Below are 23,339 nucleotides of genomic sequence, written 5' to 3'. Positions count from 1 at the left end.
GTTTTGGCAATTTAGAAGGATTCTATAGTAAGAGCCGTCATTGCGACGTGGCAATCTACTAGGCAAAGTCAAATAATTTATTTAGAAAAACAATGACACCAGCTTTTGGCTAAACCCGCCCTTCATTTTACTTTACTTCTTGCTCGTTTCAAAAAAATAAGAACAAGGTATTGACTTTTATTTCTTTGAATTAATGCTGTTTTTCGCTAAGGTCTTACGAGCAATAAAAATTTCTAATGCAATTAATAATAATGAAATGGCAATTGATATATAAAAGAAGTTGCCTAATCCACCGTTCTTAACTTCAACAGGAACGGCTGAAAGTGGCGGATAGATGGTTTCGCCTGCAAGTTTATATTGAAATATGGTACCAAAGACCATAACTAGCGTCAATAAAAAATTTAGGATTAAAAATATGCAGTTAGCAATTAGATTTTCTAATCTTACAATTAAAATTCTTACCAAATAAACTGGGTAAAAAACTAACATACAACATATAAAAAAGAAGAGATTACTCTTCACTAAGAAATAAGTATCATGAAGGTTAATATCAATACTGTGACTACCAAAGCCTATCCCCATATAAAAGGAAAGAAGAATAGAAATTAGACATAAAACAACAAACCAAACAATTTCTTTTTGATAGTTTTTCATTTACCTAAACTAATTAATAAAATCAAAAAGCCACAGACCTTCAGACTTAAAATCTGCGAATCTGTGGCTATTAATTTATCGTCATTTCAACGTTAGGAGAAATCTGCTAGATAGACTTCTCGTCGCTGCGCACTGTCGAAATGACGCTTTCCTTTTCTTATGCGTAAGCAACAGCATCCTTAGATGGCAACTTGCTGTAACCCATTAAATATTCATCTACTTTTCTAGCGGTTTCTCTTCCTTCAGAAATGGCCCATACAACTAAAGACTGACCTCTTCTCATGTCACCAGCGGCAAAAACCTTCGGAATATTAGTTTGAAACTCACCTTCAACTGCCTTTACATTTCCACGCACATCTAATTCTACACCTAGTTTTTCTATTAATCCTTCTTTTTGAGGATGCAAGAAACCCATCGCTAATAAAACCAATTCACAAGGATATTCTTTTTCTGTACCTGGAACTTCTTTGAAACCTAAAGCTCTTCCATTGGCATCAATTTCCCATTGCACCTCAATAACACTTAAAGATTTTAAATTACCGTTTTCATCAGCATTGAACTTCTGTGTATTAACCGCCCAATTCCTATGTGCACCTTCCTCATGTGATGAAGTTACTTTTAACAACATTGGGTATTGTGGCCAAGGCATATGCTCAGTTCTGCTTTGTGGTGGCATTGGCATGATCTCAAACTGCGTAACCGATTTTGCACCCTGACGGTTTGATGTACCAATACAATCTGAACCTGTATCTCCACCACCAATTACAATTACGTTTTTACCAGTTGCTTTTAATTCCTTGCCTACAATTGGTCTACCACCAACTCTTTTGTTTTGTTGCTTTAAGAAGTCCATTGCAGGATAAATACCTTCTAATTCTCTTCCCGGCAAGTTTAAGTCACGCGGAATAGTAGAACCGCCTGCCAATACAATAGCTTGATAATCTCTTAATAAGGTACTTAATTCTACATTTTCACCAACGTTAGCATTACAGTTAAATACAATGCCTTCTTCTTCCATTAAGTTAATCCTTCTCTCTACTACATCTTTTTGTAGTTTAAAATCTGGAATACCGTATCTTAATAAACCACCTGGAACATCATCACGTTCAAAAACCACTACTTCATGACCAGCTTTATTCAGTTGAGCTGCAGCTGCCAATCCTGCCGGACCAGAGCCAATTACAGCCACTTTTTTGCCTGTTCTAATTAATGGTGCATTTGCTTTGATGAAACCCTTTTCAAAAGCAATTTCTATAATGTGTTTTTCAATTTCCTCAATTGATACTGGAGATTTATTGATACCTAGCACACAAGCGCTTTCGCAAGGTGCAGGGCAAATTCTTCCTGTAAATTCTGGGAAGTTATTAGTGCTTAATAATATTTCAGTAGCATTTAACCATTCTCCCTTATAAACTGCATCATTAAATTCTGGTATAACATTACCTAATGGGCAACCTGATTGGCAAAATGGAACGCCACAATCCATACAACGAGCGGCTTGTTTATTTAACTGTTCTGCCGGAAGCGGATCTAGGAATTCGTTATAATGTTGTAAACGATCTTTTGGTTCTTGTCTTGAAGGCGAAACTCTTTCGTATTCAAAAAATCCTGTCACTTTTCCCATCTTAATTGATTTTAACTTGTTGACGTTGTAATAAAACTGCTTTGTATTCTTTAGGGAAAACTTTAACGAAATGTGCAGATTGTGTTTCCCAATCGCTTAAAATAAATTCTGCAACTCTACTGCTAGTTAATCTGATATGATTCTTCAATAAAGTCTGAATCCTTTCCTCATCCTCTGCCTGTAGTGGATCTAAATCAACCATCTCTGGGTTACATTTGTTAGCAAAGGTTTTGCTTACATCGTAAATCCAGGCGATACCACCACTCATTCCTGCAGCGAAGTTACTTCCTGTATCTCCAATTACTAAAACCTCTCCACCTGTCATGTACTCACAACCATGGTCTCCTACTCCCTCTACTACTGCAGTTGCACCTGAGTTACGTACAGCAAAACGCTCACCTGCTTTACCTCTTACATATAGCTCTCCAGAAGTCGCACCATAAAGTGCTACGTTACCAATAATGATATTTTGCTCTGGTACATAAGTGATATCTCCGAATGGATAAATAACCAATTTAGCACCTGATAAACCTTTACCCACATAGTCATTTCCTTCTCCTTCTAATGATAAGGTTAAACCCTTAGCGGCAAAGGCACCAAAACTTTGTCCAGCAGAACCATGGAATTTAAAGTTGATGGTGTCTGCTGGTAATCCAGCACCTTTATGAACCTTAGAAACTTCGTTAGATAACATTGTTCCTAACGCCCTATCTGTATTTTTAACATCAAAGTTGGCAAATACTGGTTCGTTATTTAAAATAGCAGGTTGTGCTTTTTCAATTAATTGATGATCTAACACGTTATCCAACCCGTGATCTTGGAATTCGGTTTGAGTTAATGGTAAACCATTTGATGGTTCTTTATACAAGATTGGAGATAAATCTACATATTTCAATTTCCAATCTTCATCACCAATCGCTCTCACTTTTAATACTTGAGACTGACCAACCATTTCATTGATTGTTCTGAAACCTAACTCGGCCATGATCTCACGTAATTCTTCTGCTAAGAAATGGAATAGATTAACCACATGGTCAGCATCGCCAGTAAATAGCTTTCTTAATTCTGGATCTTGTGTTGCCACACCAACCGGACAAGTATTTAAATGACATTTACGCATCATGATACAACCAGCAGTTACTAAAGCCGCTGTGGCTACACCCCACTCTTCTGCCCCTAATAAAGCGGCAATGGCAATATCACGACCAGTTTTTAGCTGACCATCAGTTTGTACAACAACCCTACTTCTTAACCTATTTTTTACTAAAGTTTGATGAGCTTCTGCTAAACCTAATTCCCATGGCAAACCTGCATGTTGAATTGAGGTTAAAGGTGATGCACCAGTTCCGCCATCATAACCTGATACTAAAATTACATCAGCGTGTGCTTTTGCAACTCCGGCAGCAATGGTACCTACACCTGCTTTAGAAACTAGCTTTACGTTAATTCTAGCAGCCCTGTTGGCATTCTTCAAATCGAAAATCAGCTGTGCTAAATCTTCAATTGAATAGATGTCATGGTGTGGTGGTGGCGAGATTAAACCTACCCCCGGTGTAGCGTGACGAACTTTTGCAATCCAATCATCCACTTTGTGGCCAGGTAACTGACCACCTTCTCCCGGTTTTGCACCTTGAGCCATTTTAATCTGTAACTCATCAGCGTTAGTTAAGTAATAACTGGTTACACCAAAACGAGCAGAAGCAATTTGTTTAATTGCAGAACGCATCGAATCGCCATTTGCCATTGTCTGGTAACGCATTTCATCCTCTCCTCCTTCTCCAGTATTACTTTTTCCGCCGATGCGGTTCATGGCAATTGCTAAAGTGGAGTGTGCTTCATGAGAAATTGAACCAAACGACATGGCACCAGTTGCAAACCTTTTTAAGATAGATTCAGTAGATTCTACCTCATCTAATCCTATCGCAGGGCGAGAATAATCAAATTCCAATAATCCACGAATGGTATAGGCCTGAGCAGTTTGCTCATTAATTAATTTAGAATATCTTTTGAAAGTAGCGAAATCATTTCTCCTTGTTGCATTTTGTAACAAGTGAATGGTTTCTGGATTAAACAAGTGTTTTTCACCACGTCTTCTCCATTTGTAAGTTCCACCAGCAGCTAAAATTGGTTCTGCTTGTGTTTTTGGTCCGAAACTACGACGATGTTTAATTAATGTTTCGTGAGCAATTTCATCTAAACCCAATCCACCGATACGAGAAACAGCGCCTGTGAAATGTGTATTTACTACTTGCTGATTGATACCTAAAATTTCAAATATCTGTGCACCATGGTAAGATTGTAATGTCGAAATTCCCATTTTAGAGAAAATCTTTAATAAACCATTATTTGTAGCGTAGATATAGTTAGAAATTAACTTCTCCTGACTTAAACCACTTTCAGCATCAAATCTTCTGATGGTTTCTAATGCTAAATATGGGTTAACAGCAGTTGCACCAAAACCAATTAAGGTAGCGAAATGATGAACTTCCCAAACATCACCAGCTTCTACCACAATACCTACTGCACCGCGATAACCTTTTCTGATCAAATGGTGGTGTACTGAAGAAACTGCCAATAAAGAAGGAATTGCAGCATGTTCTGAATCGATTGCCCTATCGGAAAGCACGATTACTTGGAAACCATCTTCAACTGCATCTACTGCATAACGACATAAACGATCTAAAGCTTTTTGCATTGCTCCAGGTTTGCCATCTGCTCTAAAATACATTTGAAGTGTTTTAGATTGGAACAACCCAGTATCTATACTACGTAGCTTTTCTAGTTCTAAATTGGTTAATATTGGATGTTTGATACCCACACAGTGACACTGCATTTGATTTTCTTCCAATAAGTTACCATTGTTACCCATGAATCCTGCTAAGGACATCACCACTTTCTCACGAATGGGGTCAATTGGGGGATTGGTAACTTGAGCAAATAACTGTTTAAAGTAAGAAGATAAATGTTGTGGGCGTTTAGATAAAATAGCCAAAGGCGTATCTGTACCCATCGAACCTATCGCTTCCTTACCTTCAATTGCCATTGGTTTTAACAACAAATCGATATCTTCTCTGCTGTAACCAAAAACTTGTTGATATTTAAAGATAGAATCTTCGGCCAAGTTGGTAAACATTACCCTTGGTTCTGGCAATTCCTCTAATTTAATTTGATATTGATTAATCCAGTCTGCATAAGGACGGCGACCACAAACTTGTTGTTTAATTTCTTGATCGCTGATAATTCTACCTTGTTGCATATCTACAACAAACATTTTGCCTGGTGTTAATCGGCCTTTTTCAATAACCGTACTTTGGTCAATTGCTAAAGCACCAGATTCTGACGCCATGATTACCCTATCATCGCTAGTTAGCACATAACGAGACGGACGTAAACCATTACGGTCTAAGGTAGCACCAATTAAACGACCATCAGTAAAGGCAATTGCAGCAGGTCCATCCCATGGCTCCATTAACGAGGCATGGAATTGATAGAATGCCTTTTTAATTGGATCCATATCTTCGTTACCATCCCAAGCTTCAGGAATTAACATCATTAAAACGTGAGGTAATGAACGACCAGCGTGTAATAAAAGTTCAACTACGTTATCCAAACAACCAGAATCTGATTGTGTCTCATCAATTACAGGAAGAATCATATTTAATTCTTCTGGCGTAAAATAAGGAGATGCGAAAGATTTTACGCTAGACCTAAACCAGTTTAAGTTTCCTTGCAAAGTGTTGATCTCTCCGTTGTGGGCAATAAACCTAAATGGTTGCGCTAATCTCCAAGAAGGGAAAGTATTGGTAGCAAAACGTGAGTGAACTAAGCCAAACGCAGAAACCATGCGTTTATCACTTAACTCGGTAAAATAAGTTCTTACTTGTAAAGAAGTAAGTTGACCCTTATATATAATGGTACGTGAAGAGAAAGATACAATGTAGAAATTCTCTTTACTACCATCAACAGTATTGTAAATTGTTTTGGTTAAATAGGTTTTAAGGACAAAAAGTTTACGTTCAAAATCTGCTCCTTCAGCAATGTCATAAGGTCTGGCTACAAATACCTGCTCAATTTCTGGCTCAACAGAAAGTGCCATGTTACCAATATCCGTAGTATCAACCTGTACTTTTCTAAAGCCTAGTACTTCAAGGCCTAGTTTTTCGGCAGTACGATAAATAATCTCACGACATTCTTCTCTTGCACGTATTTCTTTAGGTAAAAAGAGTTGGCCAACGCCATAATCTCCATAAGCAGGTAAGCTAAAACCGGTTCTTAAACATTCGTCGAATAAAAATTCATGTGGTACTTGAATCATGATGCCTGCTCCGTCTCCAGTATTTGGCTCTGCTCCACAAGCTCCACGGTGATCTAGGTTTTCGAGAATGGTAATTGCATCTGAAATAATTTGGTGCGATTTTCGGCCTTTTACGTGGGCAACGAAACCGATACCACAGGCATCGTGTTCGAAACTTTTTCGGTATAGTCCTTGTTGTTCATTCAAGTGTTCCATGTTGGTTTGTTAGTTAGTGTATAGGAAACACTAAGATACTGATTTTTTATGACAAATTACATAATCGGTAATATTTTTGAGATACATTCATATATTAGCTATTATTTTAACTTATAATTGCTAATTTAATAATTGTTAACGATATCATTTGCAATATTGATAAACCAAAAAAATACTATTCAAGCATAAGAAATTGAAATTTTAAGCTTAGAACAGGTTTTTTCAGTGGCGTCATACCCAATTGATTGGGTATCTTAAAGCGAAAGACAAGCCTAATGCCCATTTCTTAATGCTTTGCCATTCCTTCTCTACAGCTATCAGAATGAGCTGAGCATGGCGTCGACTATTTATCTACCATATCAATGCTAGAAACACAGAATTGTCGAAACATACAGCCATTCCTATTGGTCTGTGTCCTCACCGACCGAAATACACTATTTTGTCTTCTAATTTACCTATTTTGAATTTAATTAAGCAATAAAGTAACCTAACAATACAACAATTTTAAATATAATCAACTAACAGTCAACACTATATTATTTTTCGCATTTTTCTTTTCGTAAAACGCTTCCTTTTTCTACCTTTGTGCCGGGCAAGTCTTTTACGATCAGCTCCCTTTGAACTCCCCCAGGGCGGGAACGAAGCAAGGGTAGAAGGTTGTAGCGGTGCGATAAAAGTTGCTTGCCCATTTTTTTCCCTCCACCCTGAAAGGGCTTTTTTTAATCAGGGTTTCTTCTGAACCGAACCATATTCTTATAAATACTATTAAAATTATGAAATTTTTTATTGATACTGCAAATCTTGACAACATTAGAGAAGCACAAGATTTAGGCGTTTTAGACGGTGTAACTACCAACCCTAGCTTAATGGCTAAAGAAGGTATTACTGGCGATGCAAATGTAATTGCTCATTATAAAGCGATTTGTGATATTGTTGATGATAACGTTAGTGCTGAAGTAATTGCTACTGATTACGAAGGTATCATTAAAGAAGGTGAAGCTTTAGCTGCTTTAAATCCTAAAATCGTAGTAAAAGTTCCTATGATTAAAGATGGTGTTAAAGCCATTAAATATTTCACCAATAAAGGAATTAAAACTAACTGTACCTTAATATTCTCTGCTGGTCAGGCGTTATTAGCTGCTAAAGCTGGTGCAACTTATGTTTCTCCATTCTTAGGTCGTTTAGATGATATCTCCACTGATGGTTTGCAATTAATTGAAGACATCCGTTTAATATTTGACAACTATGGCTACCCTACTCAGATTTTAGCTGCATCTATCCGCGGGCCATTACATATTGTTGCATGTGCTAAATTAGGTGCTGATGTGATTACTGCTCCTTTAGCTGCAATTACTGCTTTATTGAAACACCCATTAACTGATAGCGGTTTAGCTACTTTCTTAGCAGATCACGCTAAAGCAAGCGGAAAATAATCAACTGTCGTCCTGAGCTTTTCGAAGGATAACCATTAATATTTTACAGAAAGAGCCTCGAATTATCGGGGCTTTTTTTTGGTTTCACCATCTAAGAAATCCATCCCTGCGGCAGGCAGGTAAGGGCAGTAAGGTAAAGGTGTTGGCGTTGGTTAACAACATAGAAATATAGAAAACATAAGGCTATTATAGCGAAGCGATAAGTTTTCTATTTATTCTTTACTCATCGTCCCTTTGTTTCCTTACTCTTAGATTTTCTTATATGCCTTATATGGTTGATCTTATTTCCTGGTTATGCAGTTTATATTTCAGTTCCTTGCTCCTTATTCATTTATCTTTTCCTTCTTAGATTCTCTTAGATGGTAAAACATTAGCCAAATAAAACAGCTTTCACTTGATCGTAATCTATCTGTTCATCTGGCTCAATCAATATTCCCTTCACTCCTGCTCCGTTTGCCGCTTCAACATCTCTAGGTTTATCGCCAATCATAACAGATAAAGCTGGGTCAATATCATATTTAGCAATTGCATCTAATAACATACCAGAACCGGGTTTTCTGCATAAACAAGGGTCGTTAACTGTTGGGTGGTGCGGACAATGATAGGCATCGATAAATTCTACACCTTGTTTTTTGTAAGTATCAAATAAGATTTGATGCATTTCTGCTAAGCCTTCTTCTGTATATCTTTTTAAAGCAATTCCACCTTGATTGGTGATAACTATTAATAAATACCCTTCATCATAGAACTTTTTTAATGGAGGTATTTGATACTCCAATACCTCAAAGTCTTCTTTACGGCATATATAATCATTGATTTCGTGGTTTAAAACACCGTCTCTATCTAAAAAAATTGCTTTATTCTTCATGTTGCGAATATCATAATAATTTTTGGTTCCTTAACGTCATATCAAACGCAGCGCACCTGTCCCGTCCCGATAGCTATCGGGATCTTCGGGAGCGAGGAGATATCTGCAGGAAGAATTAACTCGAAGATCTCTCCTATCGTCGAAATGACGAATACATCGAGTTGAGATGGCGAAAAGCTACCTGATCTCAAAACTTCCAACCAACCTTGCAACTGCAGAAGACGGGCCAATCAATACCTGAACCTTCCCTGTTTTAGTTTTCAAATCATCAAGCTTCACATCATAATGTTGAATATCTGAGGCCTTTAATTCGAAGGTCAAATGCTGCTGTGTACCCTTCTTTAAATGGATACGTTTAAAACCTTTTAACTCCTTAATTGGCATATCAGCACCAGCTTGTTTAATATAAAGCTGTACTACTTCATCACCATCATAAGTACCTGAATTTTTAATAGTTAAGTTAATGCGTAAAGGTGTTTTGTTATTGAGTTGTGTAGCCGATAATTTCAATCCGCTATAGGCGAAACTCGTGTAACTTAAGCCATAACCAAAGGGATAAAGTACAGGTTTGGTTACATAACGATAAGTTTTTCCCTCCATGCTGTAATTATCAAAAGCAGGAATATCATTAATAGAATTATAAAATGTAACAGGCAATCTTCCAGCTGGATTGTAATTGCCTATCAATACATCAGCCAATGCCGCACCACCTTTTTCGCCGCCATACCAAGTCTCTACAATGGCGTTTAAGTTCTCTTGTTCCCAGTTAATGGATAGAGCACTTCCGTTTAGTAAGACCAATACAATAGGCTTACCCAGTTTTTTCAGTTCTTTTAAAAGTTTCAATTGTACTGCTGGTAAATTTAAATCTGTTTTATCCCCACCTAAAAAACCAGGAACCTTTACCTTTAAGTCCTCTCCTTCCAACCTTGGTGAAATGCCACCTACAAATACAATCATTTCTGCTTTTGTGGCTATGGCTAATGCTTCATCGAATTCTTTTTTAGGATTATAATTTGGGGTGTCTATTACGTTGCATCCCTTAGCATACATCACATTAGTGTTCGAGAAAGCTTTTTGAATGCCTTCTAAGGGCGTAACGATATGTTTAGGCTCACCATTATAGTTTCCCAGTAAAACTTCAGCATCATTCGCATTCGGGCCAATTACAGCCAAAGTTTTAAGGCTGTGTTTTAAGGGCAAAACATTTCCTGCATTTTTTAACAATACAATAGATTCCCTCGCCATTTGTAAAGCTTGCGCTTGATGCGCCTCATTATTAACTATACTATAAGGGATTTTCGAATAAGGATTAGCTTCATCAGCATCAAAAACACCTAATTTAAACTTCGCCCTTAATAAACGAGCAACTGCCGTATCTAGTTCGCTTTCCTTCAATAAACCTTGCTGTATGGCAGGAATAACTGCTTTTGTATAACCATAACACTGGTTATCTGCGCCAGCCTTTATTGCTTGTGCTACAGCTTCTACACTATCTTTAGCGGTTTTATGGAACATGTAAAAATCATAAACAGCACCACAATCTGTGGCCACAAAACCTTTGAAATTCCATTTATTTCGTAAAATATCATTCAATAAAAAGGCATCGCTACAACAAGGTTTGCCATAAAGGCGATTATAGGCACACATGAACGAATAAACGTGGCCTTCTTGCGTTAACATTTTAAAAGCAGGTAAATAAGTTTCCCATAAATCCCTTTTACTCGGTCTGGCATCAAACTCGTGCCTGCTGGGTTCTGGACCGCTATGTACAGCAAAATGTTTAGCAGTAGTAATGGTTTTAAAGTATCTTGGATCATCGCCCTGCATGCTTTTTACAAAAGCTACGCCCAGTTTCCCGGTTAAATAAGGGTCTTCGCCAAAAGTCTCGTGACCTCTACCCCAACGCGGATCTCTAAAGATATTTACGTTGGGCGAATAGAATGTTAATCCAGTATATTCCTTTCTATTTCCTTCGCTAATAAATTGATGGTGTTTTGCCCTTGCCTCATCGCTAACCATCGTACCCATTGTAAACATACCATTGGTGTTAAAGGTAGCGGCCAAGCCAATAGGCTGAGGAAATGAAGTAGCTAAACCAGCCCTTGCCACCCCATGCAAAGCTTCGTTCCACCAATCGTAAGCAGGTATTTTTAACCGGTCAATTGCTGGCGTACGATTATCCATCTGTAATGCTTTTTCTTCTAAAGTCATTCTTTTTAGCAAATCCTTAACCCGAGTTTCCAAAGGTAATTTGGCATTTAAATAAGGAGCATCTTGAGCAAAACAGCTGGCCGTACAAAAAAATAAAAGGGGAATGATGAACTTGGAGTGCATATAGGATGGTGAATTAGCTTGAATCGTAAACAATTTTACAAATTTTTTAATTCTAAAACACCTATTGTTAAATTGAAATGATGCATTTTTTCTACCACTCTACATTCTTTTTACTCAACAACACAACGCCTCAACAACTAAACTAATAAGTTAATAAAACCATAACCTCTAACTAACATAACCCTATTCTATGTCTATTTACAATTAATCACCTTATAAATCAGTAGACTACGGCATTGCCGAAAAAAAACCTTGCATTAAAAATTCCATAAAGCTATATTTGCACCACTTTAAAGGAAACGGTTAAACGAATACTTTAAATTGATTCCGTAGCTCAGCTGGTAGAGCATTACACTTTTAATGTAGTGGTCCTGGGTTCGAATCCCAGCGGGATCACAAAAACCTTCAAGCCTAAAGCTTGGAGGTTTTTTGTTTTATTCCCACTGGGATTCGAACAGAAGCGTTGGCCTGGGTTCGAACTATTTCTTGAGCGGGTTTGTGCCTGGCTAAAGCGAGCGAAAAATCCCAACGGGATCACAAAGCCTCACACTAGTGAGGCTTTTTTCGTTTTACTTCGTTTCGTCATTCCGACTTCGGAGGAATCTATTAGTTAAATTCCTTAAAGATTATTCAGAGACATTCCTGTATAGCAGGAATGAGGCTTTGGACAAGGTCAATGCGGAGGGAACATATCTTATAATCCCAGCGGGATCACGAGAAGCCTCACAGAAAGGCGAGGCTTTTTTGTTTTAACATGGTTTGTCATCCTGAGCCCGCGAAGGATCTCATAGTTGAATACTCGAAGAATAAGTGTAGGCATTTTATAATGGGATTACAAATCCCAAGGATAAGTAATTCGAGATACCTTTCAGGACATCACGAACAGCTGGTCGAAATAAATTTTCGATAATGAGACTTTGAACCAGATCAATGTGCGCGGATCATGGTTTAAACTATCAGTTTTTACTAATAGAGAATCAATATTTACAAAAATGGCTTCATTTCATTTTCAATTTGTTTCCTTAAATCCATCAGTTTGATGGCATATTGCTCCATCTGCTGTTCTTCATCTGTTTTGGAGTAGAACTTAGGGACTTTTACAGGTATACCCTCGTCGTCTACAGCTACAAATACAATAATACAATGGGTTTTCTTTTCAAATTCTTGGCGTTTAATGTTTCTTGAAAAAACATTGATGGCAATATGCATGCTTGTAGATCCAGTATAAATTACCTCGGCTTCAACTTTAACGATGTGCCCAATTTTAATGGGAGAATAAAATCGGATGCCGCCCACGTATACTGTGACACAATAGCTGGAACTCCATGAGCTAGCACAAGCATAACCCGCTTGATCAATCCATTTCATTACACTACCACCATGCACGTTACCACCGTAATTTACGTCTGCCGGCTCTGATATAAACTGGAAAGTTGTTTTTTGTTCCATTGTGATAAAGATGGCATTTTAAAAAATCAATTCAAATTGTTTCCCCTCTCTTTTATCTACTTTCTAATTCGCATATTCCCGACAGTTACTATTATTACACGATTTAAATGCAATTGATGGAAATGAGATCCCTACTGCAACCGTTAAGTGCGGCGTCACTTGCGCATTAATATCAAGATCAACAAATATTAATTCATTTCATACCAAAATATAAGTTTAATGCACTTATTATTACACTACTGTGGTGAAATCACAAGAAACTCCAATAGAGAACTTTCAATATTTGTCATCTAATTCATCAGCCAGATTAATTATACGTTTTAAATCTGACACAAAGTGGTTCGAGAAAATGTCAGTGAGGTTCACAAAGCCTTCAACGAAAGTTGGAGGCTTTTTTGTTTATGAGGTTTCGTCATTCCCTGCCTATCGGTAGCAGGCGACTTCGGGGGAATCTAACGGTTGAATACTAGAAGACATCAGTGTTTTGGCTAATGGGATTAATCAAAAAAACAATACTTTTATGGAAAATAACATTATGAAACACTTTTTTCATCGAACTTATTATTTCTGGTTGATCACACGTATTATTTTCATCGCTGGCGCAATATTGGATTCTGGCAGAATGTTCGATAAAGGGTTAGATACCCTAGATGTGTTTATTAATTGCTCTATTATCATATATTTAGTCCTTATGATATATAATACGATTAATGAATTTAGGAATGCACTTTCGAGTGCTGTCACAAAATATATTGTAGGAGTCCTTTCATTAGTGCTCGCCGTTGCAATTATCGTTGTGGTAGCAACCCATGATAGCAGACTAATGGTACTTGCCACCTGCTTTGTGATATGGATTGTTTTGCTAGGTATTTTTGATCTGTCTATATTGAATAGAAGTGATGAAACAAAAGAGAAAATAGAGGGAGAATGATTATCCTTAGTTTAATTTGTCATTCCCTGTCTACCGGCAGGCGAGTTTGGAGTGATCCATTAGTTGAATATTGAAAGAGTATCCGTGTCCTGGTTAATGGGATTACAAATCCCAATAACAGGAAGTTCGAGATGCCTTTTCCTAAAGGAATGTGTCAAGGGCATCGCCATGTGACCTTTGGCATAGCACATCACCAACAGCTGGTCCAATTCAGCCTTAAATTTTGTTAATCAGTTTCAGTGTTTTCAAGTCGTAAATTCCAATTTCGTTCTTGTCTGTTTTGTCCTGTTTGCCATTATTGTTTGTATCGTAATGACCGGTAATAATGATAGTTCCTGTTTTCTTATTAACTACCCAAGTGCTTACAAATAATTTGCTGTCAGTAAGTTGAGTTTTTTGTTTTCCATCTGTTGATAAAACTATAATTTGGGTTGGGTCACTCCAGTCAATTCCTTTCTTTCCGTCTAGGTCAATAGTCTTTGCTGAAACAAGTAAACAATTAATTCCTAAGCTGTCAATTTTTACTTGTTCAACTTTCTGAAAATATCCTTCGTTTGGATAGTAAACCTGGTTGGTCTGTCCACTTTTAGTGTCAATAAATAAAAGGTATCTATTCTTCAAACCTTCCATTTTGCCCCAATTTTCAATTCCAGTAATAACATATTCAGTTCCTTCAACTTCTGTCAGCTTGTTAAAGCTTACATAATTGTATTTGTCTTGGCCATAAGTTGTTAAGGCGAAAGTTGTCAAGATAATTAAAATTATATTTTTCATTGTTTTGATTTAAGGTTTTATATGTTATTTCAAATATAAAAAAGATAAACCCTGTCACTTTCGTTAAAGTGTTAAAACATGTTAAAGACATAAGGGTTTAATTTATCCAATTCCAAATCCCTCTCCAAAACAATCTCTCTCCTCTTTTGTTACTAGCCAATAATCTACGCACTTGTCTAAAAACACACAAACAATTCCACCTAAAAAATCAAGCCTAATCAAAATCCTATTGATTATAGGACTCTCCTTGTTATTAATTGGAGAGGGATACTTTGGAATTCAGCTACATGAACTTTCAGAACGTCAAGAACGTTTAAAGAAGGACTTTGCCGATATGAACAATATCAATTTAGGTCTTTTTTCTGTTGATCAATGGCACGATAAGGTAGAACATATCATTAAACACCAGGTTAGAGACTTAAACATCACGGCTCAAGAGAAAAAAGCGCTTCAAAAAGAAACAGAAGGGGTCATTATCGCACTCATCAATAAGGCCGAAGCACTGGTAATCAAACCAGAAAAAAAATCTCTTAGGGGTAAATTAGTCAAGTTCGCAGTTAAAAATTTTGTAAATGTTGATACCATCAAGAAACAGGTACCTGGCATGGCCAGAACCATGATGAAGAAAATTGACAATCCCAATAACAAGAAACAGCTGAGTAAAATGGCACTCCAAGAGCTCGACAAGTTTGAACAGAGCGATGTAATTGACAGCATTTTAACAGCCAATGCCGTAGCCATCAATAAGGTGTACAAAAAGTACAAGGTTGATTCTAATGAGCAACTGAACCAAAAAATCCAGTCAGAACTCAAACGCATCGAAACCGCTACCTATACTTATTGCTCAGCCATGCTCATTTGCATCGTGCTGTTGCTCACTTTATGGTGGATCTTCAGGAAACAAAAAGCATTACACGCTACCTTATTTATCATGTCATTGCTCTTTGCCTTCATCCTACTTGGTGTTGGCCTTACCGCATCAATGATTGAAGTAGATGCTCGTATCAACGCTTTAGATTTTGTGTTGCTTGGCCAACACGTTAGCTTCCCAGACCAAGTTTTGTTTTTTGAAAGCAAGAGCATTTTAGATGTAGTCATTATCCTTGTTAAAGGAACGGCAATTGATTCAATCCTCGTAGGTGTGCTTATCTTAGTATTCAGTATACTTTTCCCCATCATGAAACTCAGTTCAACAGGTATACACCTGCTCGGGAGAAAGAGTTGGGCAGAAAACAAAGTCATCAAATATTTTGCATTCCAATCTGGTAAATGGAGCATGGCCGATGTCTTCGTAATCGCCATACTGATGGCCTACATTGGCTTAAATGGTTTGCTAGAAAATCAATTGCAACAGCTTAATGTTCCTGTAAACTCACTCACCATGATCTCAACTCATAATACCGCCCTACAACCCGGCTATATCATATTCATCGCTTTTGTACTCTTTGGTTTAATCTTATCAACCATTCTCAAGTTCATTACACCCAACGATGCCTCTTAGTTAATTATCAACAAAAAATAGAATTTTAACCCATATAAACCCAATACAACCTTGACCGCCAAAAAAGATAAGCAACCGCAACAGAAAGCTCCAAAGAATAGGCTAGCTAACGTTCTTTTGATTTTGGGCCTTGGTATTTTCCTTGTTGGGGAAGGCTATTGTGGTTATAAGCTCTATACCCTATCTAACGAGCAAGAACAAATTGCCGAGGATTATGCCACTGTAAACAGCATTACCTTTGGTGTATTTTCAGTAGATCTTTGGCGGGATAAGATTTCGCATATCGTAACCAAGGAAATAAAAGGTTTTAAAATAACTGAGGAGCAAAAAAAAGAAATCCGGAAAGATATCGAAACGCAACTCCACGCCATGATTAGTAAAGTTACCAAGGAAATTACCAAACCACAAAAAGGCATTGGTAATAAACTAAAGAAGTTTGCCTTTAAGCAATTTGTTGACCCTAAAGAAATTCACGCTCAGGTTCCCTCCTTTGCTAATACCATTGTTAATAGAATAACTAGCCAAAGAGCAACCAATAAATTGAAGAATATTGCAACTGATAAATTCGATAAGCTGGTAGACCAAACCTTTGATAGCACAAAAGTGGCGATCTATCAAGTAACTAAACAAGTGTATAAAAAGTACCACGTTAATAACCAACAGGCTTTCAATAAACAAATAGAAACCAAATTAAACAATAGCCGTAAGGTTACCTATAACTATGCATATGCCATGCTAGGCTGTGTAGCAATGGCCTTTGTTGCTTGGGTCATCTTGAGAAAAAAGACCCATTTACACAGTACCTTATTCATAATGTCTTTACTTTTTGCTTTGGCCTTATTGATAATTGGTGTAACGGTTTCCATTATTGAAGTAGATGCTCGATTGAGTTCCTTTGAATTTCTAATGATGGGCGAAAAGGTAGTTTTTGAAAATCAGGTGCTTTTTTTCCAAAGTAAAAGTATCTTAGGTATTGGAGAAGTACTGATACAGCAGCCTAAACCCGATGCAATTACCGTGGGTATCATCATTATACTTTTCGTAATTATACTACCCATCTTGCGCATTACTGCAAGAGGAATCCACATGCTTTGCAAGCCAATAATTGCAGAAAATGGCATTACAAGATACTTGACTTTCGAGTCTGGCAAATGGGACATGGCCGATGTCATGGTGGTAGGTATATTGATGACTTATATCGGTTTAAATGGAATTCTAAAAAGTCAACTCTCAGGATTGAACATGAAAGACGAGTTTTTAAGAACGGCAACCGTCAATTACACTTCATTACAGCCAGGCTTTATCATCTTTGTTGGTTATGTAGCCTTTGGTTTTTTCCTCTCTTTCATGCTAAAGCAGATCACTTGCAATACAAAATAATTTAGTTTATCAATGTTCTTCCCAAACTGGAGCATGCATGTAGTATGTGCTATACCTAGTTTTTGAATTTGCCCTTTGATCCCTTTTTAACCACCACGGCCATGAGCTAGCTTGAGTGTTAGTTTTATGTAGCTTTTCAACCCCTCAAAACTACACAGTCCTAGCCCAAGTACGAGACTGGCCTTATTCCGATAGCTATCGGAAGCAAAAGGAAGGAGAAGTAGTTAATTGTTTAAAGCAGATCTCCTCTCTAGCAATAAATCAGCAAGATGGAGAAGTGAAGGCTTTTCGCCGAACGGCTCAGCTTGCGGTATAAAAACAATTAACGTACTTATCCGACTAGGCATTTACAGCCTTGATTTTTGGTTACCTTTTCATCAAGGAAAAGGTAAATTGCCCCCGCGGCAAAGAGCGGGGAAAGCCTGAGCGTTAGAGTAAGTTACCAGGAAAAGCGGTTACTTGTAAAAGGAGATTGGTTCGACTCGCTAGTGAACTGCTGTTGATAGTGCAATACTTTTTCCACACGCCACAGACCTGAGCTAACTAAGTGACAAATTCCATTGTTAACCTGATAGCAACATCCTATTTTCTAAATATAATTCAATACATTATATTTAAAACCTAAACGCTTTTATGAACCCTACGCACAAAATAAAGACTGTCAACCTACTGATACGTCTTATCCTACTCACAACCTTACTAGTACATCCCTTATTAACCCATGCACAAATAAAATTAAATGGAACCTACGTGGCTACCAAAATATCATACCTAAGCGATGATGAGCTACCAGACGATAACATACTGAAATATTCTTACGTTAAATATACCTTCAGCAATCCAAATAAATTAAATTATGCTGGTGTTTACGATGATTTAGGTACGCCATTCTTGTTTGAAGTAAAAGGAAATCTGTTATTGCTTAAAAACGATGTTGGTTTTGTATTGAATACCATGAGAATTATTGAAAATACACCTGAAAAATTAGTATTAGCCAGTGCATCTCAAAGAGGTGACCTAGAAGATCCCAAAGCCATTAAATACACGCTTTACAACGAAAAATTAGTTCAAAGAAGTTTAGCCCTTAGCCCCGATGATATTTTTAGCATCAAGGGAACAGACACCACTTATAAATCTGGGCAGAAAATTTATGCCCAGTTTAAAGGCCCTGCTTTTCAAACTTATATCTACGACAGAATTCGAAATAACAAAAAGGATGTTAAAAGTGGTGAGTTCGATTGCACCTTTATCATTGATGAAAATGGAAAACCAGATAGCTTAAGGATTATTCAAGGCATCAATCCAAAGTTTGATGCAGAATATGTTAAAGCCTTTAATAGTGCAAAAAACATGTGGATACCAGCACAACATAATGGTAAAAATGTAAAAGTCTTGATGGACCTAAGCCTTCAATACTTTACTTCTGATCAGGCATTGCCAAGCTATTTTAATGGTCAAAAAGCCAATGCTGCTTATCAAAATAAAGATCATGAGCTGGCACTCTATTATTTTGATAAGGCACTAGAGGCCAAGGGAGATGATACGGATAATTTATATAAACGTGGCATTTGTAAACAAATGTTAGGCAACATCAAAGGAGCTTGTGCAGATTGGAATAAAATAAAACTACTAGGAAAAAACATTGCTGATGAATTACTGCTTAAATATTGCAAATAAGTTAGCAAAACGATATTGTTGCTTTTCCAAGAGGAATGTCCTTGATGCAGAACAACTCGAACAGCTAAATTGAAAAACTACTGGTGAATTTTGCAATCAGCCTACCTAACTCAAAACTAGTGTTACTAGTACGTGCTTCTTGTTTCATTTTTGTTTGCCAATCACTTCGTTCTTGATATAACTTCGAACTACCTCATAATTGTCTATTGGTTCACCTTCAGATTTATCGTCATTAAAATCATGGTGAACTGTTCTGTCCCAATAAACTCTCCATTCAATCAAAGGGAAATATTTTGGTGTTTCTGCAATCCAAAAGTTTCCGTAACCACCCGAATACGCACCAACTGGTTTAAAGTAAGCATTGAAAAGTCGCCCGTCAACCGACTGACAATAGAAACCCCGAAGTTTAAGGGTGTCAATAGCAAATGGATTAATGATATTTAGTCCTAAAACTCCAAAGACAATTATTGAACACAAAATATTTATTGTCTTTGTCAACCAGATTCCGTCTGTCTTGTTTGTAAATACAAGTAGCAAAGCGAAAATTGAAAGACACACTGAAAAGATTACATCTGTCCAAAATCCTGTCAACGAAATATCAGTCAACAAAACGGTCGACAAATAAGCGACAAAGAAAATTGTAAATATTATTTGTGTCCGTTGTTTCATTTGTCTTTTGCGGTGTGTAGCTGTATCGTTCTAAGTTATTTAGATTTGTCATAGAGTGATTGTAAGTCGCCTTTTGATGGAGTGAACTTAAAATATTTTGGCTCGTGTAGAATAGAATTGAAATAAATTTCTTGCGCATCCTTCTTGCCCCTTAATTCAGCAATTGCGCTGAATTGTGCAATCAATATACTGTAAAAACCTCCAATGTGTCTTTCATTGTATGATTCTGTTTTATCGTATCCAATCCAATCAAAGTCATCATAGTCAAAGTTTTTAAAGTAGAAATATTCCTTGTCATTAAATTTTGGAAGTTTGTCGCAAAATTCAAGTATCTTTTTATTGTTCTTCATCATCTGAAGAACCTTGAATCGCCCACCAACCAAGGTATTCATCATATTCAAAAAGAAGATTGCCTTTTCAGTTTCGTCTTTAAATCCTAAACCGTCAATGTTGAAATTATGCTTACTCAAATCAGCATCGTTAAATAATGTAGCGATTCCGCCATGAATGCGATAGTAGTAGTTACCAAGCAACCATAGGCTATCAATCTTCTTGGAAAGAACTTCATTTGCTACAACTGCAACTGGTCTTGGTGTGAGTTTTTCGTTTATCCTATTGTAATGGATTTCACGAATGACATACCACAATACTAACTCTTCGTTATCTGGCCTTTCTAGAAAGCGATTCTCTAAAATTGTCATGTCACCTTTACCCACTGCAATTAAAGCATCAATAATATGATTAAGCTTAGGTGTCCTTAATGAGTCAATTGCTTTGGCAAATTTGTCACCTTTTGCATTTGTATTGTATGAATATAGTTCACTTATAGCTATTAAATTGTTTAAGTCCTTTTGTTCAAGTCTTATTTGAGCCTTTGTAAAAGTTGCTGTTACCAGAAGAATAAATGTCAAAAAGTATTTCATCAAGGTTGTTTAATTAAAGTGTTCGTTTCTTAAAGTCAATTCAAAGTTAGCAGTGTCGCTACGCATGGCAGGTAACGTTTTGGAGCCTGTCGCCGAAAAATTAGCAAAACTCCTGTTATGTGACGTATTGTTATTCATTTTTCTGTTTCATAAAATTCAGTAAGTCAAGAATATGTTGTTGCGAATGTCCATGGAAAATAAATTGAAAATACCAAAGTCCATCTGCCAAGCTATTATTCTCAATTCGCCATTTAATTTCTAAAAGGTCTAGGATGATGTCGCTCAAATCGTCCATTGCATCTCCAAGTGCAATGTCTGTTAAATTGTTAACATCATTAATATCTAGAATGGTTTTGTAAAATCCAAAGTCCTTAAAATTACTTGAAATATTTTGTCTGATGTCGGGAAGTAGCGATTGGTCAAAGTCAGGGAAATCGGTTTCATCAAATTCGTATTTTATGTCAAAATACAGGTCGTAAATTTTCACAAGGTTTCTTTCCAGCAATTTTTCTTTGTCAGATATTGTCAAGTTTGGTAGCAGTCCATATTTAACAATTTCGTTTATTGTAGGAATTAGTTCTTTCATTGAGATTTCGTACTAATATGGAACATAATTTACGTGGATTGGCGAAGGTGGCGGTACATGCTTCAAGTTTATACGTCAGCCCGCCTAATGCAAAACACTTGTTAACAGCCGTTATTTTTCTAACAGTTGGCCATATCTGTCAACTTTGTCTCCTTGTGTTACCATAATATTTTTGTCAAAGTCGAAGAATGGTTCAAGTTGCCAATCTTCACTCCCCGCAAATCCAATTCGTGAATAGAAGTCAAGAAAATTCCACAAGTTGTCACCCAGGATTTTGCCGTGCATAGTGTCTCCTTCGTGAGAAAAATATATTATCTCGGAAGGACTATTTCCAATGGCGATTATGTCTCCATTTGGAACATCCATCATAGGCAATTTGTCTTGCCATAGTTTTTCCATTATTTCGATTGCTTCTATGTCGTTATATTCTGGGTCAATGGATGCTTTTATCCATTCTTGAAAATTAGTGTATTGTTCTGCAAGTGAATTTAAATTCCAATAAATGTCACCAGAAAAATTCTGTCTGAACTCCTCTGAAAGTGTTTCGTCAAATTGATAGCTAAATTCTAAATGTTTAGAAAAATAGAATAACTTTCTTAAGTCGTCAGGTATAGTCTTTCCAATTTGCATTTCAACAGAATCTATTTCTGCTACGGTCGCAGGCCTGTCGATGAAAGGCTTAAGCATAATTGTCCAGTTTTTTCGCTTGGCAATCTCTAGTAGCCAATCGATTTTATTTATTACTTGTTTGTATGTCTGTTCGTTTGTCATTATAGTGGCTGGTAACGGTTTATAGGTTTAAGTTGAGCCTAAATTTATTTGCACAAATTACCCACATCACTAAACTAAATAAATAACTTCAAATTATTATGCTTGCACTTAGCCCGAGGCTTAACTTAAACGTGTTGTTATACGTAGTTGCAATTGTCTATAAAGATTTTTGTCTTTTCAATAGCTTGTTTATTTTCCTGTCTTTAATATTTAAGATAATAATTCCTGTCCAAGCTTTATTGACATAAAGTCCTTCTGGTTCCTTATCCAATATTGTAACCTGAACGTTGTCTGGTGTAAGTTGATTGACCAATAAATTCCTTAATTCGATATTTGCTACTTCATTTACGACAATACCGTTTGCAATTAATATTGGTATAGCGTCATTTGCTAACTTCTTAAACTCCTTTTGTCTAAAAAATCTATGCTGAATTAAAGTTAGTTTTGTCTCCTTGTCGGACAATAATACTTTTTTTAACCATATCTCATTGTCTTCAGCTGTCAGTCCGTAAGGAGTGCCAGAAATGTCTTGACCGAACGATGTTGTGGTCACAAATAGAAAAATTATTATAGAAGTCAGTGTCTTCATTTTTTCTGGCAATTACGTATAACGTTTTGGCGCTACCCGAAGGTGGCGATTTCGAAGCAATTCAATGTCAACCAAGCACAGACTTTGATTGATGCACAAAGCTTGATTTAACCACTGAATCTCCACTTTTGGATAGGTGCTGTTATATGCAGGTTTTATAAATTGCTTATTATATGGTCTAACAGTTGGATAAAAACATTTTTGTCAAACAAGTTATTTAGATAATCACTACATACTACATTTCCATTAATAGCTTCTACTTTTTCCTTTAGGTCTACAAACTCATTCTTAATATTTGGATTTCCAAGCAACGTCTTTGCATTTAATATGTCTTTTGTCCAAAACGCATATGCGCCAATACCGCAACAAGCAGATTCACACTGTGTTTCCAAATATCTCCAAAATGGTTCAGTTGTTGTAATTTCAACATCAATGTCACACACAACTGCATTCGAGTCCCAGTCAACCCACTTTATCCATTTGTCTTTTCCAATGCTTATGTCGCTGGTGTTTTCCACAGTTGCTTGTGTGTTTAGTAAACTTGCATATAACTTTCTTATACCAGCCAAAAACATTCTCCAATGCAACTATAAGTGGTTGTATTTGAGCCATGGCTTTACTGGTTTGTATGGCTAATATATTAAATTAGAGATCATCAAAAGG

The 23,339-nt window shown here is 36.8% G+C and carries 18 protein-coding genes, 1 tRNA gene and 1 other RNA gene; 7 read left to right on the top strand and 13 right to left on the bottom strand.

All coding sequences use genetic code 11. The annotated features are described in order from the left end of the window. Window positions 1-177 precede the first annotated feature (177 nt). The 3 genes from EZ428_RS13185 to gltB form a co-directional block, all read right to left on the bottom strand. Complete coding sequence (locus EZ428_RS13185; protein ID WP_131553634.1) at window positions 178-654, bottom strand: hypothetical protein; 477 nt, start codon at window positions 652-654, stop codon at window positions 178-180. Between the two features lie 157 nt (window positions 655-811). Further along, window positions 812-2,278: a glutamate synthase subunit beta gene (locus EZ428_RS13180; protein ID WP_131553633.1), complete on the bottom strand. Its 1,467-nt coding sequence runs from the start codon at window positions 2,276-2,278 to the stop codon at window positions 812-814. A 1-nt stretch (window position 2,279) separates the two neighbouring features. Continuing rightward, complete coding sequence (gene gltB / locus EZ428_RS13175; RefSeq protein ID WP_131553632.1) at window positions 2,280-6,788, bottom strand: glutamate synthase large subunit; 4,509 nt, start codon at window positions 6,786-6,788, stop codon at window positions 2,280-2,282. Window positions 6,789-7,378: 590 nt separating this feature from the next. Between gltB and ffs the strand changes: the two genes are divergently transcribed. Next, window positions 7,379-7,478: signal recognition particle sRNA small type (gene ffs, locus EZ428_RS13170), an RNA gene on the top strand. 83 nt (window positions 7,479-7,561) lie between these two features. Next, a complete protein-coding gene (fsa, locus tag EZ428_RS13165; protein WP_131553631.1) occupies window positions 7,562-8,221 on the top strand; it encodes a fructose-6-phosphate aldolase in 660 nt (219 codons plus the stop codon). A 370-nt stretch (window positions 8,222-8,591) separates the two neighbouring features. Here fsa and EZ428_RS13160 read toward each other — a convergent pair whose 3' ends face one another. Then, on the bottom strand, window positions 8,592-9,089 hold the full coding sequence (locus EZ428_RS13160) for a D-glycero-alpha-D-manno-heptose-1,7-bisphosphate 7-phosphatase (RefSeq protein WP_131553630.1): 498 nt from the start codon (window positions 9,087-9,089) through the stop codon (window positions 8,592-8,594). A 177-nt stretch (window positions 9,090-9,266) separates the two neighbouring features. Continuing rightward, window positions 9,267-11,303 carry a glycoside hydrolase family 3 C-terminal domain-containing protein gene (locus tag EZ428_RS13155; protein WP_165501774.1) on the bottom strand — a complete coding sequence of 679 codons (2,037 nt, stop codon included), beginning with the start codon at window positions 11,301-11,303 and terminating at the stop codon, window positions 9,267-9,269. 446 nt (window positions 11,304-11,749) lie between these two features. Here EZ428_RS13155 and EZ428_RS13150 point away from each other — a divergent pair. After that, window positions 11,750-11,822 (top strand) — tRNA-Lys (locus tag EZ428_RS13150). 588 nt (window positions 11,823-12,410) lie between these two features. On the opposite strand, the gene EZ428_RS13145 is transcribed toward EZ428_RS13150, so the two are convergent. Beyond that, complete coding sequence (locus EZ428_RS13145) at window positions 12,411-12,875, bottom strand: acyl-CoA thioesterase (RefSeq protein ID WP_131553628.1); 465 nt, start codon at window positions 12,873-12,875, stop codon at window positions 12,411-12,413. A gap of 520 nt (window positions 12,876-13,395) precedes the next feature. Between EZ428_RS13145 and EZ428_RS13140 the strand changes: the two genes are divergently transcribed. After that, window positions 13,396-13,806, top strand: coding sequence for a hypothetical protein (locus EZ428_RS13140; RefSeq protein ID WP_131553627.1), 411 nt, complete (start codon window positions 13,396-13,398; stop codon window positions 13,804-13,806). Between the two features lie 216 nt (window positions 13,807-14,022). On the opposite strand, the gene EZ428_RS13135 is transcribed toward EZ428_RS13140, so the two are convergent. Then, window positions 14,023-14,580: a hypothetical protein gene (locus EZ428_RS13135; RefSeq protein ID WP_131553626.1), complete on the bottom strand. Its 558-nt coding sequence runs from the start codon at window positions 14,578-14,580 to the stop codon at window positions 14,023-14,025. 229 nt (window positions 14,581-14,809) lie between these two features. On the opposite strand from EZ428_RS13135, the gene EZ428_RS13130 reads away from it, so the two are divergent. The 3 genes from EZ428_RS13130 to EZ428_RS13120 all read left to right on the top strand — a co-directional run bounded on the left by EZ428_RS13130 (window position 14,810) and on the right by EZ428_RS13120 (window position 19,138). After that, window positions 14,810-16,081, top strand: coding sequence for a paraquat-inducible protein A (locus EZ428_RS13130; protein WP_131553625.1), 1,272 nt, complete (start codon window positions 14,810-14,812; stop codon window positions 16,079-16,081). 51 nt (window positions 16,082-16,132) lie between these two features. Beyond that, entirely contained in the window at window positions 16,133-17,461 is a 1,329-nt protein-coding gene (locus tag EZ428_RS13125; RefSeq protein WP_131553624.1) for a paraquat-inducible protein A, read from the top strand. Between the two features lie 750 nt (window positions 17,462-18,211). Further along, a complete protein-coding gene (locus EZ428_RS13120) occupies window positions 18,212-19,138 on the top strand; it encodes an energy transducer TonB (protein WP_165501773.1) in 927 nt (308 codons plus the stop codon). Between the two features lie 144 nt (window positions 19,139-19,282). Here the strand turns inward: EZ428_RS13120 and EZ428_RS13115 are convergent, their stop codons facing one another. The 6 genes from EZ428_RS13115 to EZ428_RS13090 all read right to left on the bottom strand — a co-directional run bounded on the left by EZ428_RS13115 (window position 19,283) and on the right by EZ428_RS13090 (window position 23,251). Continuing rightward, window positions 19,283-19,615, bottom strand: coding sequence for a hypothetical protein (locus EZ428_RS13115; protein WP_131553622.1), 333 nt, complete (start codon window positions 19,613-19,615; stop codon window positions 19,283-19,285). A 227-nt stretch (window positions 19,616-19,842) separates the two neighbouring features. Continuing rightward, the gene (locus EZ428_RS13110) at window positions 19,843-20,730 is read right to left on the bottom strand and encodes a hypothetical protein (protein ID WP_131553621.1); all 888 of its coding nucleotides are present in this window, start codon (window positions 20,728-20,730) and stop codon (window positions 19,843-19,845) included. A 130-nt stretch (window positions 20,731-20,860) separates the two neighbouring features. Then, on the bottom strand, window positions 20,861-21,316 hold the full coding sequence (locus tag EZ428_RS13105) for a DUF5063 domain-containing protein (RefSeq protein WP_131553620.1): 456 nt from the start codon (window positions 21,314-21,316) through the stop codon (window positions 20,861-20,863). A 111-nt stretch (window positions 21,317-21,427) separates the two neighbouring features. Next, on the bottom strand, window positions 21,428-22,087 hold the full coding sequence (locus EZ428_RS13100) for an SMI1/KNR4 family protein (RefSeq protein ID WP_131553619.1): 660 nt from the start codon (window positions 22,085-22,087) through the stop codon (window positions 21,428-21,430). Window positions 22,088-22,244: 157 nt separating this feature from the next. Then, a complete protein-coding gene (locus EZ428_RS13095; RefSeq protein ID WP_131553618.1) occupies window positions 22,245-22,676 on the bottom strand; it encodes a hypothetical protein in 432 nt (143 codons plus the stop codon). A gap of 155 nt (window positions 22,677-22,831) precedes the next feature. Next, entirely contained in the window at window positions 22,832-23,251 is a 420-nt protein-coding gene (locus tag EZ428_RS13090; protein ID WP_165501772.1) for a DUF6331 family protein, read from the bottom strand. Window positions 23,252-23,339: the final 88 nt, after the last annotated feature.

This window comes from Pedobacter frigiditerrae (genome assembly GCF_004331645.1).
Lineage (GTDB): Bacteria > Bacteroidota > Bacteroidia > Sphingobacteriales > Sphingobacteriaceae > Pedobacter > Pedobacter frigiditerrae.
The sequence above is the reverse complement of the archived record's forward strand: the minus strand, read 5'-3'. Positions and strand labels throughout refer to the sequence as shown.

Coding starts and splice junctions, on each gene's coding strand:
- EZ428_RS13185 (WP_131553634.1), bottom strand. CDS start 654: ATGAAAAACTATCAAAAAGAAATTGTTTGGTTTGTTGTTTTATGTCTA.
- EZ428_RS13180 (WP_131553633.1), bottom strand. CDS start 2,278: ATGGGAAAAGTGACAGGATTTTTTGAATACGAAAGAGTTTCGCCTTCA.
- gltB (WP_131553632.1), bottom strand. CDS start 6,788: ATGGAACACTTGAATGAACAACAAGGACTATACCGAAAAAGTTTCGAA.
- fsa (WP_131553631.1), top strand. CDS start 7,562: ATGAAATTTTTTATTGATACTGCAAATCTTGACAACATTAGAGAAGCA.
- EZ428_RS13160 (WP_131553630.1), bottom strand. CDS start 9,089: ATGAAGAATAAAGCAATTTTTTTAGATAGAGACGGTGTTTTAAACCAC.
- EZ428_RS13155 (WP_165501774.1), bottom strand. CDS start 11,303: ATGACTTTAGAAGAAAAAGCATTACAGATGGATAATCGTACGCCAGCA.
- EZ428_RS13145 (WP_131553628.1), bottom strand. CDS start 12,875: ATGGAACAAAAAACAACTTTCCAGTTTATATCAGAGCCGGCAGACGTA.
- EZ428_RS13140 (WP_131553627.1), top strand. CDS start 13,396: ATGGAAAATAACATTATGAAACACTTTTTTCATCGAACTTATTATTTC.
- EZ428_RS13135 (WP_131553626.1), bottom strand. CDS start 14,580: ATGAAAAATATAATTTTAATTATCTTGACAACTTTCGCCTTAACAACT.
- EZ428_RS13110 (WP_131553621.1), bottom strand. CDS start 20,730: ATGAAATACTTTTTGACATTTATTCTTCTGGTAACAGCAACTTTTACA.
- EZ428_RS13105 (WP_131553620.1), bottom strand. CDS start 21,316: ATGAAAGAACTAATTCCTACAATAAACGAAATTGTTAAATATGGACTG.
- EZ428_RS13100 (WP_131553619.1), bottom strand. CDS start 22,087: ATGACAAACGAACAGACATACAAACAAGTAATAAATAAAATCGATTGG.
- EZ428_RS13095 (WP_131553618.1), bottom strand. CDS start 22,676: ATGAAGACACTGACTTCTATAATAATTTTTCTATTTGTGACCACAACA.
- EZ428_RS13090 (WP_165501772.1), bottom strand. CDS start 23,251: ATGTTTTTGGCTGGTATAAGAAAGTTATATGCAAGTTTACTAAACACA.